This is a genomic window from Streptomyces sp. NPDC002057 (assembly GCF_040296665.1).
GTDB lineage: Bacteria > Actinomycetota > Actinomycetes > Streptomycetales > Streptomycetaceae > Streptomyces.
Window position 1 is genome coordinate 1 of record NZ_JBEOXR010000097.1, and the last position, 13,998, is coordinate 13,998.

A 13,998-nucleotide genomic window follows, 5' to 3' on the forward strand; every position below is an offset into this window, starting at 1 on the left:
TGAGCGCCGAACCGGCCTCGGACATGACCGACTTGACGTCGGCGAACTCGAGGTTGATCAGGCCCGGGGTGGTGATGAGGTCGGTGATGCCCTGGCCCTCCGTCCGTACGGTCCGTCAGGCCAGCTTGGCCCGCACCGCCTCCAGGAGGGCGTCCAGGGCGACCGACTGCTGCTCGCCGGACTCCATGTCCTTGAGCTGGACGACGCCCTCGGCGAGGTCGCGCTCACCGGCGACGACGGCGAGGCGGGCTCCCGAGCGGTTGGCGTCCTTCATCGAACCCTTGAGGCCCTTGCCGCCGAAGGAGAAGTCCGCGGCGATGCCCTCCCTGCGCAGCTCGGTGACCTTGCCGAAAAGGATCCGGCGGGCCTCCTCGCCGATGGCGACGGCGAAGACGCTGGTGGCGGCCGGGATGTCCAGCTCGACACCCTCCGCCTCCAGGGCGAGGACCGTGCGGTCCACACCGAGCGCCCAGCCCACGGACGGCAGCGCGGGGCCGCCGATCATCTCGGAGAGGCCGTCGTAGCGGCCGCCGCCGCCGACCGCCGACTGCGAGCCGAGACCGTCGTGGACGAACTCGAAGGTGGTGCGGGTGTAGTAGTCGAGGCCGCGCACCAGCTTGGCGTCGTCCTCGAAGACGACGCCCGCCGCGGTGATCAGGGCGCGCACCTCCTCGTGGTACGCCTTGCACGCGTCGCACAGGTAGTCACGCAGGAGCGGGGCGCCGACCAGCTGCTTCTGCACGGCCTCGCGCTTGTCGTCGAGGACCCGCAGCGGGTTGATCTCGGCGCGGCGCAGGGTCTCCTCGTCGAGGTCGAGGCCGCGCAGGAAGGTCTGCAGGGCCTCCCGGTAGACGGGACGGCACTCCTTGTCGCCCAGCGAGTTCAGCAGGATGCGGAAGTTCCGCAGGCCGAGCGAGCGGTAGGCCTCGTCGGCCAGGATGATCAGCTCGGCGTCGAGCGCCGGGTCCTCGGAGCCGATCGCCTCGGCGCCGACCTGCGAGAAGTGCCTGTAGCGGCCCTTCTGCGGGCGCTCGTAGCGGTAGTACGAGCCGGAGTACCAGAGCTTGACCGGCAGGTTGCCCTGCTTGTGGAGGTTGGCCTCCAGGGCGGCTCGGAGCACGGAGGCGGTGCCCTCGGGACGCAGGGCGAGCTTGTCGCCGCCCTTGGTCTCGAAGGCGTACATCTCCTTGGACACGATGTCGGTGGACTCGCCGACACCGCGGGCGAAGAGGTTCACGTCCTCGAAGCCGGGGGTCTCGACGTAGCCGTACCCGGAGCGGCGCAGCGGCGCCGAGATGGCCTCGCGGACCGCGAGGTACGTCGCCGAGTTCGCCGGGATCAGGTCGTACGTGCCCTTGGGGGCCTTGAAGGTGCTCACGTGAATCGTCACATTCCTCGTCGGGGAGCCTTCGTGCTCCCGAGGCCGGCGGCCACGTCCCGCAGATACGGGTTGGTGGCGCGTTCCTGGCCGATGGTCGTCTGGGGACCGTGTCCCGACAGCACCACGGTCGAGTTGTCGAGCGGCAGGCACACGCGGGCCAGCGACGCGAGCATCTCGTCCATGTCACCGCCGGGAAGGTCGGTGCGTCCGACGGAGCCGGCGAAGAGCAGGTCCCCGGAGAAGAACACGGAGGGGATCTCCGCGGTCTCCGGCATCCTGAAGGTCACCGACCCCTTGGTATGACCGGGCGCGTGGGCGACGGAGAACTCCAGACCGGCAAGGTTCAGCGCGGCGCCGTCGGTGAGTTCACGCACGTCGTCGGGCTCCCCCACGGTCAGCTCGCCCATGAGAGGCATCCCGATGGAGCGGCCGAGGGCCTTCTCCGGGTCGCTCATCATGTAGCGGTCGGACGGGTGGATCCACGCGGGGACGTCATGGGCGCCGCACACCGGGACGACGGAGGCGACGTGGTCGATGTGTCCATGGGTGAGGACGACGGCGACGGGCTTGAGCCGATGCTTCTTGAGCGTCTCCTCGACTCCCTGGGCGGCCTGGTGGCCCGGGTCGATGATCACGCACTCCTCGCCTGCGGCGGGGGCGACCAGATAGCAGTTGGTCCCCCAGGCCCCGGCGGGGAACCCGGCAATCAGCACGTTCGTCCTTAGTTGTCGTCCGGCACTGGGCGCGGAATCCACGGGAATCGCGGGATTCAGCAGATCAGAGCCTACCGGCGGTGCCGGTTCCACAGCCAACCCGTATACGGTACGGGCACATCCGGCCAGGACAGGAACAGACGAGCGACGGGAGCGGAACCGGTGGTCACCAGCGATCAGCGGCGGCGGCAGCTTGCCAGGGAGAAGTACGCGCGGCAGCAGCAGCGGCGGGAGGAGAACCGGCGCAAGGCGAAGCGCCGCAACACCGTCGTCGCGGCCGCGCTCGCGGTGGTGCTGGCGGCGGGCGGCGCGGTGTACGCGTCCGTGGCGCTGACCGGCGACGACTCCTCGAAGGGGTCGGACACCACGGCGGGCTCCGAGGCGTCGGCGAGCGGGGCGCCCACCACCCCGGCGCCCACGCCGACCAAGCAGGCGGGCCCGGAGCCGAAGCTGGCCGTGGACCAGAAGGCCACGTACGCCATGGCTCTGAAGACCAACGAGGGCGACGTCACGATCACCATGGACGCGGCGAAGACGCCGCGGACGGTGAACTCCTTCAAGCACCTCGCCGACAAGAAGTACTTCGACGGGACGAAGTGCCACCGGCTCACCACGCAGGGCATCTTCGTGCTCCAGTGCGGCGACCCCAAGGGCGACGGCACCGGCGACCCCGGGTACACCATCCCGGACGAGAACCTGGGCGCGCTCGGCAAGGCGGGCGCGGACGGCACGGTGACCTTCCCGGCCGGCACGGTGGCGATGGCCAACACCGGGCAGCCGGGCACCGGCGGCTCGCAGTTCTTCCTCGTCTACAAGGACACCAAGCTCCCGCCGAGCTACACCCCGTTCGGGAAGATCGACGCGGCGGGCCTGGCGGCGATCGAGAAGGTGGCGGCGGCCGGTGTCGAGGGCGGCGCCACCGACGGTGCCCCGAAGAAGGCCGTCACCATCGAGAAGGCGACCGTCGCGAAGAAGTGAGCCGGGCGTCCGCACGCGCGCGTGACCGTGGAATCTCGGTCGCGCTGAGTGCGGACAGCCGGGCCGCCGTTCGCCTAGATTGGCGTTGTGCAGCGTTGGGCCGTCGGCCGCGCTGCGGAAGGCGGGCGAGGCCCGCCGGGAAACTGTGGACGATGCCCGGGGGGTACGACCCCGCGACGGCATCATGGTGAGGAGGCGCTGTGAGCAGCGACCCGTGGGGCCGCGTCGACGAGACGGGCACCGTGTACGTGCGGACGGCCGAGGGCGAGAAGGTCGTCGGATCGTGGCAGGCCGGCACCCCTGAGGAGGCCCTGGCCTACTTCGAGCGCAAGTACGAGGGCTTGGTTGTCGAGATCGGCCTCCTCGAGAAGCGGGTGAGGACCACCGACCTCTCGGCGAAGGACGCCACCGCGGCGATCGAGCACATCCGGCAGCAGGTCGACGAGCACCACGCCGTCGGCGACCTGGCCGCGCTCGCGACCCGTCTCGACAAGCTCGTCGAGACGGTCGACTCGCGCCGCGAGGAGCGCAAGGCCCAGAAGGCCAAGCAGACCGACGAGGCGCGCGGCGCCAAGGAGAAGCTCGTCACGGAGGCCGAGGAGCTCGCCCAGAGCGAGCAGTGGCGTTCCGCGGGCGAGCGTCTGCGGGCGCTCGTGGACACCTGGAAGGGCCTCCCCCGGCTCGACCGCAAGTCCGACGACGAGCTGTGGCACCGCTTCTCGCACGCCCGCTCCGCGTTCTCGAAGCGCCGCAAGGCCCACTTCGCCTCGCTGGACGCCCAGCGCGAGGACGCCCGCAAGGCGAAGGAGCGTCTGGTCACCGAGGCGGAGTCGCTGTCGAACTCCACCGACTGGGGCAACACGGCGGCCCGCTACCGCGAGCTGATGACCGAGTGGAAGGCGGCCGGCCGCGCCCAGCGCGAGCACGAGGACGACCTGTGGAACCGCTTCCGCGGCGCCCAGGACGTCTTCTTCGCCGCGCGCGGCGAGGTCTTCGCCGAGCGGGACGCGGAGCAGACCGAGAACCTCAAGCTGAAGGAGGAGCTCGCGACGGAGGCCGAGAAGCTGCTGCCGGTGTCGGACCTGAAGGCGGCGCGCGCGGCCTTCCGTTCCCTCAACGAGCGGTGGGAGGCCATCGGCCACGTGCCGCGTGACGCCCGTCCCAAGGTCGAGGGCCGGATGCACACGGTGGAGCGCGCGATCCAGGAGTCCGAGGAGGCCGAGTGGCGCCGGACGAACCCGGAGGCACGCGCGCGTGCCGCGGGTCTGACCGGTCAGCTGCAGGACGCGGTCGAGAAGCTGCGCAAGCAGATCGACGCGGCCCGTGCCGCCGGCAACGACTCCAAGGCCGACAAGCTCGCCCGCGAGCTGGAGGGCCGCCAGGCCCTGCTCGACCAGGCCCTGAAGGGCCTGGAGGAGTTCGGCGGCTGACACGGAGCCCGTGACCGTACGAGGAAGGCCCCCGGCGAGCGAGCCGGGGGCCTTCCTCGTGTCGTCGCTACGGCGTCACGGCCTGCGCGCCGAGGTCACGCGGTAGACGTCGTAGACGCCCTCCACGCCCCGGACGGCCTTCAGGACGTGGCCCAGGTGCTTCGGGTCGCCCATCTCGAAGGTGAAGCGCGAGGTGGCCACCCGGTCACGGGAGGTCTGCACGGCCGCCGAGAGGATGTTGACGTGCTGGTCGGAGAGGACCCGGGTGACGTCCGACAGCAGCCGGGACCGATCCAGCGCCTCGACCTGGATGGCGACGAGGAAGACCGAGGACTGGGTGGGCGCCCACTCGACCTCCAGGATCCGCTCCGGCTCGCGGGAGAGCGACTCCACGTTGACGCAGTCGCTGCGGTGAACCGATACGCCACTGCCCCGGGTGACGAAGCCGATGATCGGGTCGCCGGGGACGGGGGTGCAGCAGCGGGCCAGCTTCACCCAGACGTCCTCGACGCCCTTGACGACGACGCCGGGGTCGGCGTTGGAGCGCCGCTTGGAGCGGCCGCGGGTGGGCGGCGTCGCCTCGTCGATGTCCTCGGTGGCGGCCTCTTCGCCGCCGAGCGCCTGGACCAGCTTCTGCACGATGGACTGGGCGGTGACATGGCCCTCGCCGATCGCCGCGTACAGCGAGGAGATGTCGCTGTAGCGCAGTTCGTGGGCGAGGGTGACGAGGGAGTCGCCGGTCAGGATCCGCTGGATCGGCAGGTTCTGCTTGCGCATCGCCCGCGCGATGGAGTCCTTGCCCTGCTCGATGGCCTCGTCGCGGCGCTCCTTGGAGAACCAGGCGCGGATCTTGTTGCGGGCGCGCGGGGACTTGACGAAGCCCAGCCAGTCCCGGGAGGGCCCGGCGCCGGCGGCCTTGGAGGTGAAGACCTCGACCAGGTCGCCGTTGTCGAGGGTCGATTCGAGCGGCACCAGCCGGCCGTTGACCCGCGCTCCTATGGTGCGGTGGCCGACCTCGGTGTGGACCGCGTAGGAGAAGTCGACGGGGGTCGCGCCGGCGGGCAGCGCGATGACGTCGCCCTTGGGCGTGAAGACGAACACCTCGTTGCGGGAGAGGTCGAAGCGCAGGGACTCCAGGAACTCGCTGGGGTCCTCGGTCTCCTTCTGCCAGTCGAGGAGCTGACGCAGCCACGCCATGTCGTTGAGGTGGTCGTCCTTGCCGGTCCGCTTCGGCACGTCGGCGCGCACCTTGGAGGCACCGGCGACGGCCTCCTGCTTGTACTTCCAGTGGGCGGCGATGCCGTACTCGGCGCGGCGGTGCATGTCGAAGGTGCGGATCTGCAGCTCGACGGGCTTGCCGTTGGGTCCGATGACCGTCGTGTGCAGCGACTGGTACATGTTGAACTTCGGCATCGCGATGTAGTCCTTGAACCGGCCGGGGACCGGGTTCCATCGCGCGTGGACGGTGCCGAGGGCGGCGTAGCAGTCCCGCACCGTGTCGACGAGGACGCGGATGCCCACCAGGTCGTAGATCTCCGCGAAGTCACGGCCGCGGACGATCATCTTCTGGTAGACGCTGTAGTAGTGCTTGGGGCGGCCGGTGACGGTGGCCTTGATGCGGGCGGCCCGGAGGTCCGTCTGGACCTCGTCGGTCACTATGGCGAGGTACTCGTCCCGCTTGGGGGCGCGCTCGGCGACGAGGCGGACGATCTCGTCGTACATCTTGGGGTAGAGGATCGCGAAGGCGAGGTCCTCCAGTTCCCACTTGATGGTGTTCATGCCCAGGCGGTGGGCCAGGGGCGCGTAGATCTCCAGGGTCTCGCGGGCCTTCTTCTCCTGCTTCTCCCGCTTGAGGTACCGCATGGTGCGCATGTTGTGCAGGCGGTCGGCGAGCTTGATGACCAGGACGCGCGGGTCCTTGGCCATGGCGACGACCATCTTGCGGACGGTCTCGGCCTGCGCGGCCTCGCCGAACTTGACCTTGTCGAGCTTGGTGACGCCGTCGACGAGGAGGGCGACCTGGTCGCCGAAGTCCCGGCGCAGGGTGTCGAGGCCGTACTCGGTGTCCTCGACCGTGTCGTGCAGCAGACCGGCCATCAGCGTCGCCGGGTCCATGCCGAGCTCGGCGAGGATCGTGGTGACGGCGAGCGGGTGCGTGATGTACGGGTCGCCGCTCTTGCGCTTCTGGCCGCGGTGCCAGCGCTCCGCGACCTGATAGGCCCGCTCGACCTGGCGGAGCGTCGCCGTCTCGATCTTGGGGTCGTTGGAGCGGACGATCCGCAGCAGCGGTTCCAGGACCGGGTTGTACGGGGAGGAGCGCTGGACGCCGAGCCGGGCGAGGCGGGCGCGGACGCGGTTGGACGAGCCGCCGGAGCGGGCGGGGGCCGCCGGGGCCGGGCGCGAGGGGGCCGGGGGCTCGGGAGCCGGGCTCTTGGGGGCCGGCGGCGTGGAGGCGGCAGGCGCGGGCCCGGTCTCCGCCGGCTCGTTCTGGGGCGTGCCCGTCCCCTGCGCGGCCTTGTCGGCCTTCGGGTCGGGCTGCGCGGCGGAGAGTGACTGGGCCTCGTCTGGCAAGAGCGCTCCTCTGGGGTCCCCCCGGACGGAGTCTGGGGGAGGTGCCGGGTCCCCCGGTCAGGCCCGGAAAGGCCATGGTATCGAGCCCTGACACGCACTGCTCACGCGGCCGGGGCGGGGAACGGACCCGGCACGGGCGCGGCACGCTCTCCGGGCCCCGGACCGGGGCACTCCGGAAAACCGACGGGGCGCCCCGGGGATTCCCCGGAGCGCCCCGTACGAGGTGTCGCCCGATGTCAGACCGTGATCAGCGCCGTGAGCGGAGCGCCGTTCAGGGCCGGCTCCAGCCGGGCGCGGCCCGGGAGGAAGCCGAGCTCCATGAGGACCGCGACGCCCGCCACCTCGGCGCCCGCGCGGCGGATGAGCTCGATGGAGGCCTCGGCCGTACCACCGGTGGCGAGGACGTCGTCGATGACCATGACGCGGTCGCCCGCGTCCAGGTCCTCGGCGTGCACCTCGATCTCGGCGGTGCCGTACTCCAGCTCGTACGCCTGGCGGAGCGTGGCTCCGGGGAGCTTGCCGGCCTTGCGGACCGGGATGAAGCCCAGCCCCGCGCGGACGGCCACCGGGGCGGCCAGGATGAAGCCGCGCGCCTCGAGTCCGACGATCTTCGTCGCGCCGTGCGCGGAGCACAGCCCGGCGAGGGCGTCGGTGAGGGCCGTGAACGCCTCCGGGTCCGCGAGCAGCGGCGTGATGTCCTTGAACAGCACGCCCGGCTTCGGGTAGTCGGGTACGTCACGGATGCGGCTGAGCAGGAGGTCGGTGACGGCCTGGGCCCCGGCGGTCATCCTCGGTGCTCCTGGGTGCGACCGCGACGGTCGGCCCGGGGGCCCACGACCGCGATCTCGTTGTCGTCGACGGACGGGCCGTCCGAGTCGCCCTTGGCGGCCTCGCCGGCCCGCTTGACCATGATGCGCTTCTTGAGCGCCTTGATCGCCGGCTCGCGCTCCTTGAGGTCGGCGACGAGCGGGGTGGCGATGAAGATCGACGAGTACGCACCGGCGGCGAGACCGACGAACAGCGACAGGGAGATGTCGTTGAGCATGCCGGCGCCGAGGACGCCACCACCGATGAAGAGCAGGCCGGCGACCGGCAGCAGCGCGACGACGGTGGTGTTGATCGAACGGACCAGGGTGCCGTTGATCGAGCGGTTGGCCAGCTCGCTGTAGGTGAAGCGGGTCTGCTTCGTGATGTCCTTCGTCTGCTCCTTGAGGGAGTCGAAGACGACGACCGTGTCGTACAGCGAATATCCGAGAATGGTCAGCAGACCGATCACCGTACCCACGGTGACCTCGAAGCCGACCAGTGAGTAGATGCCGACCGTGATCGTGAGGTCGTGGATCAGCGCGATGAGCGCCGCGACCGCCATTCTCCACTCGAAGGCGATGGCCAGATAGATCACCACGAGGATCATGAAGACCCCCAGGCCGGTCCAGGCCTTGTTGGCGATCTGCTCACCCCAGCTGGGGCCGACGAGCTCCGCCGCGATCTTGTCCTCGGGGACGTTCAGGTCCTTGGCGAGCTCCGAGCGGACCTGGTCGGACTGCGCGGTGTCGAGGCCGCCGACCTGGATGCGCAGGGAGCCGTTGCCGAGCTGCTGGACGATCGCGTCGTGGCCGGAGGCCTCTTCCGCGTACTCCTGCGCCTGGCTGACGGTGACGTCCGACTTCGGGGTGGTGAAGACCGCGCCGCCCTGGAACTCGATGCCCATGTTGAGACCGCGGACGGCCAGGGCGACGATGGCGGTGATCGTGATCAGGATGGACAGGCCGTACCAGATCTTGCGGTTGCCGATGAAGTCGTAGCCGACCTCACCGCGGTGGAGCCGGGCTCCGAGATCGCCGAGCTTCGACATCTCACGCCTCCTTCGGGTCGGCGGGGCCAGCGCCGGAGGCGGTGGCACGGCGGGAGCGGCGCAGCGGCGGCTTGGCGCCGAGTCGCTTCGGGTCGAGGCCGGACCAGGGGTGGCCGTCACCGAAGAACTTGGTCCGCGCGAGGAGCGTCATGACCGGCTTGGTGAAGAGGAAGACCACGACGACGTCGAGCAGGGTGGTCAGGCCGAGCGTGAACGCGAAGCCCTGGACCTTGCCGACGGTGACGATGAAGAGCACGGCCGCGGCCAGGAACGACACGAAGTCGGAGACCATGATCGTGCGACGGGCACGCGGCCAGGCGCGCTCGACGGCCGGGCGGAGCGTGCGGCCCTCGCGCAGTTCGTCGCGGATGCGCTCGAAGTAGACGATGAACGAGTCCGCGGTGATACCGATGGCGACGATGGCTCCACAGACGGCCGGCAGGTTCAGCGCGAAGCCGATGGCCGGGCCGAGGAGGGCCATGATCACGTAGGTGAGGAGCGCGGAGACGCCGAGGCTGAGGATGGCGATCAGCGACAGGCCGCGGTAGTAGGCGACCAGGTAGATGATGACCAGACCGAGGCCGATCGCACCGGCGATCAGGCCGGCCTCCAGCTGGTCGCCGCCGAGCGCGGCGGTGACGGTGTCGACGCTCTGGGTCTCGAAGGAGAGCGGCAGGGCACCGTACGACAGGATGTTGCCGAGGTCCTGCGCCGACTGCTGGTTGAAGTTGCCGGAGATCTCGGCGCTGGCGCTCAGCGTCTGGCGCACCGACGGGGCCGAGACGACCTCGCCGTCCAGGACGATCGCGAAGCGGTTCTGCGGGTCGGCCTGCGAGGAGAGCTTGCCGGTGATCGCCTGGAACTTCTTCGAGCCCGCGCCCGTGAAGTCCATGGTGACGATCCACATGCCGCGCTGCTGGTCGAACTGGCCCTTGGCGTCGTCGACGTCGCGGCCCTCGACCTCGGCCGGGCCGAGGAGGTACTTCGACCACACGCCGGGGGCGTCCTCGCCACAGGCGACGGCCGGCTCGGTGGGCTTGACGCCCTGGCCGGCGGCGGTGCGCTGCTTGGGGTCGAGGCAGTTCAGAGCGGTGAACTTCTGCTCGAGCGCGGCGGTGGCGGCATCGGGCGTCGGGGCGGCCGACGGGGTCCCGCTGGGCTTCGGCGCCGTGGAGGCGGTGCCGGTGGGCGTGGGCGTCGGGGCCTTGAGGGCCTCGGTGAGCGCACGGCCCTGGGTGGCGCCGGCCGTCGGGGTGGTCGGCTTCTCGCCCGCGGACGAGCCGGAGGCGGACGGCTTCGGCGTGGCCGAGGGGGAGCCGGAGGTACCGGCGCTCGGCGCCGGCGCGGGGCCACCGTTCGTCACCGCGAGAACGGGCCGGAAGTAGAGCTGGGCGGTCGTACCGACCTGCTCACGGGCCTGCTTCTCGTTCGTCCCGCGAGGGATGTTGACGATGATGTTCTCGCGGCCCTGCGTCTGGACCTCGGCCTCGGAGACACCCAGACCGTTGACACGGCGCTCGATGATGTCGACCGCGGTGTTCATGTTGGTCTCGTTGACCGCCGACTCCTGGCCGGGCTCAGCCTTGGCCTTGAGCGTGATCGACGTACCACCGGCGAGGTCGATGCCCAGGCGCGGGGTGGTGTGCCCCGACCAGAACATGCCGCCGGTGAGTGCGACCATGGCGATCAGAATGAGTGCCAGGGCGCGGCCCGGCCGGCTCTGTCCCCCCGCCGGCCTTCGGCCCTTCTTCGGTGCTGCCACCTGTCGTATCTCCCTGTCCAACCGTCTCGCGCCGGGTATGCGCGAGGCGGCCACGAAGTGTGTGTGGGGACCTTCCCCCGCAGACGTGGAACCGTTCCGGGGACCGCGCGCGCCGGTGGGCGTGCGCGGTGTCCCCGACCGCGACTACTTCGCGTCGGTCTCGCCGTCGGTCTTGCCGTCCTTCTGGCCCTCGGCGGCGGCCTCGGCCGTGTCCGACTTCTTCGTCAGGTCGGCCTTCGGCGCCGCGTCCTCCACCTCGGCGGTCTCCGGCTTGTCCGTGGCCTCGGCGGCCTCGGTCAGCGAGGAGGCGTCGTCCGGGACGACGGTGTCGGAGTCCGAGTCCTCGTCGTCGCCGTGGACGATGCGGTTGTACTCGGAGTCCTCGAGGACCGCGCCGATCGCGTTCTTGGCGTAGACGGCGTGGACGCCGGGAGCGACCTCGAGGAGGACGGTCTCGTCGCCGAGCTCCTTGACGGTGGCGTACATCCCCCCGATCGTGCGCACGCCGGTGCCGGGCTGCATCTCGTTGCGCATCTGCGCCGCCGCCTGCTGCTTCTTCTTGGCAGAGCGGGTCATCAGGAACATGGCCCCGATGAGGACGATGAAGGGGAGGAGGGTCACGATGCTCACGGGACGGGTTTCCTTCGCACGGTCGCGGAGAACCCGCGGCCTGATCTTCGGGGGTGGGCGCGCCGACCAGAAAGGGCGGCATCGGCGGAGTCTAGGCGAGTCCGCATCGACAGAACAACGTCCAGCATCGCACCCTGGTTCCTGTCCGGGCGAGTGTCAGCACCGTCACGCCCCGAAGAGCCCCTGTTGTCCGCTTCCGGTCGCCCCCGGGCCCGCTGCCTGCGGCGGAACCAGTCCGAGGTGCGCCCAGGCCGCCGGAGTCGCGACCCGGCCACGGGGTGTGCGCGCCAGCAGACCCTCGCGTACGAGGAAGGGTTCGGCGACCTCCTCGACGGTCTCGCGCTCCTCCCCCACGGCGACGGCGAGGGTGGAGAGGCCGACCGGGCCGCCGCCGAAGAGCTTCAGCAGGGCCTCCAGGACGGCGCGGTCGAGTCGGTCGAGGCCGCGGCCGTCGACCTCGTACACGCTGAGGGCCGCCTCGGCGATCTCCCGGTCGATCGCTCCGTCGGCCCTGACCTGCGCGTAGTCGCGGACGCGGCGGAGCAGCCGGTTGGCGATGCGGGGGGTGCCGCGGGAACGGCCGGCGATCTCGGCGGCGCCGGCCGGGTCGATCTCGACGTCGAGGAGTCCGGCCGAGCGGTGGATGACGCGCTGGAGCTGGGCCGGGTCGTAGAACTCCATGTGGCCGGTGAAGCCGAAGCGGTCGCGCAGCGGGGGCGGCAGGAGTCCGGCCCGGGTGGTGGCGCCGACCAGGGTGAAGGGCGGGAGTTCGAGGGGGATGGCGGTGGCGCCGGGGCCCTTGCCGACGATGACGTCGACGCGGAAGTCCTCCATCGCCATGTAGAGCATCTCCTCGGCGGGCCGGGACATGCGGTGGATCTCGTCGAGGAAGAGGATCTCGCCCTCCTGGAGGGAGGAGAGGATCGCGGCGAGGTCTCCGGCGTGCTGGATCGCGGGGCCCGAGGTGATGCGGATCGGGGCGTTCATCTCGGCCGCGATGATCATCGAGAGGGTGGTCTTGCCGAGGCCGGGGGCGCCGGAGAGCAGCACGTGGTCGGCGGTGGCGCCGCGCTGGCGGGCGGCCTTGAGGACCAGGTCGAGCTGCTGGCGGACCTTCTCCTGGCCGACGAACTCGCTGAGGTCCTTGGGGCGCAGGGCCGCCTCGACGGCCTGGTCGTCGCCCTCGGCGGAGGCGCCGACGATGCGCGCCGCGTCGTCGGATGCCTCGGCGGTGGTGTCGTCGTCCCAGTTCACGGTGGATGCCTTCTCGTTCGTACGGCCGGGTCGGGCCGGGTGGTAGGGCCTGTCCGGCCACGGGGTCGGATCAGGCCGGGTCGTGCGTGCCGGGCGGGCCGGACCCGGCGGGGGTGCGCGGACGGGCCCCGGGGTCAGCGGGCGCGGTTGAGGGTCTGCAGGGCGGCGCGCAGCAGCTGCGGCACGGGGGCGCTGCCGGTCTCGGCGATCGCGGCCTCGGCCTGCGGGGCGACCGCGCCGACGGCCTCCTCGGCCTCGCGGCTCGCGTAGCCCAGGCCGATCAGGGCGGCGGTCAGCTGCTCGGTCCACGGCGCGGGTCCGGAGGCCGCGGCGCGCTGGGCGCCGACCAGGCCGCTGCCGCCGAGGGGGGCGCCGAGCTTGTCCTTCAGTTCGAGGAGGAGTTTCTGGGCGCCCTTCTTGCCGATGCCGGGGACGGCCATGAGGGCCTTCTCGTCACCGGTGGAGACGGCGACGCGCAGGGCGTCGGGGCTGTGCACGCCGAGCATGGCCTGGGCGAGGCGGGGGCCGACGCCGCTGGCGGTCTGCAGGAGCTCGAAGACCTGACGCTCGTCGTCGTCGGCGAAGCCGTACAGGGTGAGGGAGTCCTCGCGGACGACGAGGGAGGTGGCGAGCCGGGCGTCCTGCCCGATCCGGAGTGCCGCGAGGGTGCCGGGGGTGCACTGGACGGCCATGCCCACGCCGCCGACCTCGATGACGGCCGTGGTGGGGGCGAGGGCGGCGACCGGGCCGCTGACGAAGGCGATCATCGGGTTCGGCCTTTCACTGCGGCCGCCTGCCGGGCGGCGGCCTGCTGGAGACGGTTCTGGGCGACGGCCTGCTGGAGGCGGTTCTGGGCGGGGGCCCGCCAGATGTGGCAGATGGCGAGGGCGAGGGCGTCGGCGGCGTCGGCCGGCTTCGGCGGGGCGGAGAGCCGGAGCAGCCGGGTCACCATGGCCCCGACCTGCGCCTTGTCGGCGCGTCCGCTGCCGGTGACGGCGGCCTTGACCTCGCTGGGGGTGTGCAGGGCGACGGGGATGCCGCGGCGGGACGCGCAGAGCATGGCGACCGCGCTCGCCTGGGCCGTGCCCATCACCGTGCGCACGTTGTGCTGGCTGAACACCCGCTCCACCGCGACGAGTTCGGGCGAGAAGCGGTCGAGCCACTCCTCGATGCCCCGCTCGATGCCGACCAGGCGCACGCCGATGTCGTCCTCCGGGGCCGTCCGCACCACGCCCACCCCGAGCATGGTGAGGGGCCGTCCGGCGACGCCCTCGACGACGCCGACGCCGCACCGGGTCAGGCCAGGGTCCACCCCGAGTACCCGCACCACGCCCCCTCCGGTCGATCACCTGTTTGTGCAGGCTATCGGCTGCCACCGACAACGCCGCACGAACGGCGGCGGGCCGACGGGGGTGTGTCCCCCG

The 13,998-nt window shown here is 71.3% G+C and carries 12 protein-coding genes; 2 read left to right on the plus strand and 10 right to left on the minus strand.

What is annotated here, in order from left to right; all coding sequences use genetic code 11:
* Nucleotides 1-115: 115 nt before the first annotated feature.
* Together hisS and ABT129_RS37350 are read right to left on the minus strand one after the other, a co-directional pair.
* Entirely contained in the window at nt 116-1,378 is a 1,263-nt protein-coding gene (gene hisS / locus ABT129_RS37345) for a histidine--tRNA ligase (protein WP_351910604.1), read from the minus strand.
* Nucleotides 1,379-1,386: 8 nt separating this feature from the next.
* Nucleotides 1,387-2,094, minus strand: a complete 708-nt coding sequence (locus ABT129_RS37350; RefSeq protein WP_351910606.1) for an MBL fold metallo-hydrolase — start codon at nt 2,092-2,094, stop codon at nt 1,387-1,389.
* A 162-nt stretch (nt 2,095-2,256) separates the two neighbouring features.
* Between ABT129_RS37350 and ABT129_RS37355 the strand changes: the two genes are divergently transcribed.
* A complete protein-coding gene (locus tag ABT129_RS37355; RefSeq protein ID WP_351910608.1) occupies nt 2,257-3,072 on the plus strand; it encodes a peptidylprolyl isomerase in 816 nt (271 codons plus the stop codon).
* Nucleotides 3,073-3,272: 200 nt separating this feature from the next.
* Entirely contained in the window at nt 3,273-4,502 is a 1,230-nt protein-coding gene (locus ABT129_RS37360) for a DUF349 domain-containing protein (protein ID WP_351910610.1), read from the plus strand.
* 75 nt (nt 4,503-4,577) lie between these two features.
* Here the strand turns inward: ABT129_RS37360 and ABT129_RS37365 are convergent, their stop codons facing one another.
* The 8 genes from ABT129_RS37365 to ruvC form a co-directional block, all read right to left on the minus strand.
* Nucleotides 4,578-7,073, minus strand: coding sequence for a RelA/SpoT family protein (locus ABT129_RS37365; RefSeq protein ID WP_351910612.1), 2,496 nt, complete (start codon nt 7,071-7,073; stop codon nt 4,578-4,580).
* Nucleotides 7,074-7,309: 236 nt separating this feature from the next.
* Complete coding sequence (locus tag ABT129_RS37370; protein ID WP_351910614.1) at nt 7,310-7,861, minus strand: adenine phosphoribosyltransferase; 552 nt, start codon at nt 7,859-7,861, stop codon at nt 7,310-7,312.
* On the minus strand, nt 7,858-8,928 hold the full coding sequence (gene secF / locus ABT129_RS37375) for a protein translocase subunit SecF (protein ID WP_351910616.1): 1,071 nt from the start codon (nt 8,926-8,928) through the stop codon (nt 7,858-7,860). Before secF ends, ABT129_RS37370 begins: the two co-directional genes overlap by 4 nt.
* A gap of 1 nt (nt 8,929) precedes the next feature.
* Complete coding sequence (gene secD / locus ABT129_RS37380; RefSeq protein ID WP_351910618.1) at nt 8,930-10,690, minus strand: protein translocase subunit SecD; 1,761 nt, start codon at nt 10,688-10,690, stop codon at nt 8,930-8,932.
* A gap of 144 nt (nt 10,691-10,834) precedes the next feature.
* Nucleotides 10,835-11,320 carry a preprotein translocase subunit YajC gene (yajC, locus tag ABT129_RS37385; RefSeq protein WP_351910620.1) on the minus strand — a complete coding sequence of 162 codons (486 nt, stop codon included), beginning with the start codon at nt 11,318-11,320 and terminating at the stop codon, nt 10,835-10,837.
* 165 nt (nt 11,321-11,485) lie between these two features.
* Complete coding sequence (gene ruvB / locus ABT129_RS37390; protein WP_351910622.1) at nt 11,486-12,574, minus strand: Holliday junction branch migration DNA helicase RuvB; 1,089 nt, start codon at nt 12,572-12,574, stop codon at nt 11,486-11,488.
* A gap of 134 nt (nt 12,575-12,708) precedes the next feature.
* Nucleotides 12,709-13,341 carry a Holliday junction branch migration protein RuvA gene (gene ruvA / locus ABT129_RS37395; protein WP_351910624.1) on the minus strand — a complete coding sequence of 211 codons (633 nt, stop codon included), beginning with the start codon at nt 13,339-13,341 and terminating at the stop codon, nt 12,709-12,711.
* Nucleotides 13,338-13,901 carry a crossover junction endodeoxyribonuclease RuvC gene (gene ruvC / locus ABT129_RS37400; RefSeq protein WP_351910626.1) on the minus strand — a complete coding sequence of 188 codons (564 nt, stop codon included), beginning with the start codon at nt 13,899-13,901 and terminating at the stop codon, nt 13,338-13,340. The genes ruvA and ruvC overlap by 4 nt, the downstream gene beginning before the upstream one ends.
* Nucleotides 13,902-13,998: the final 97 nt, after the last annotated feature.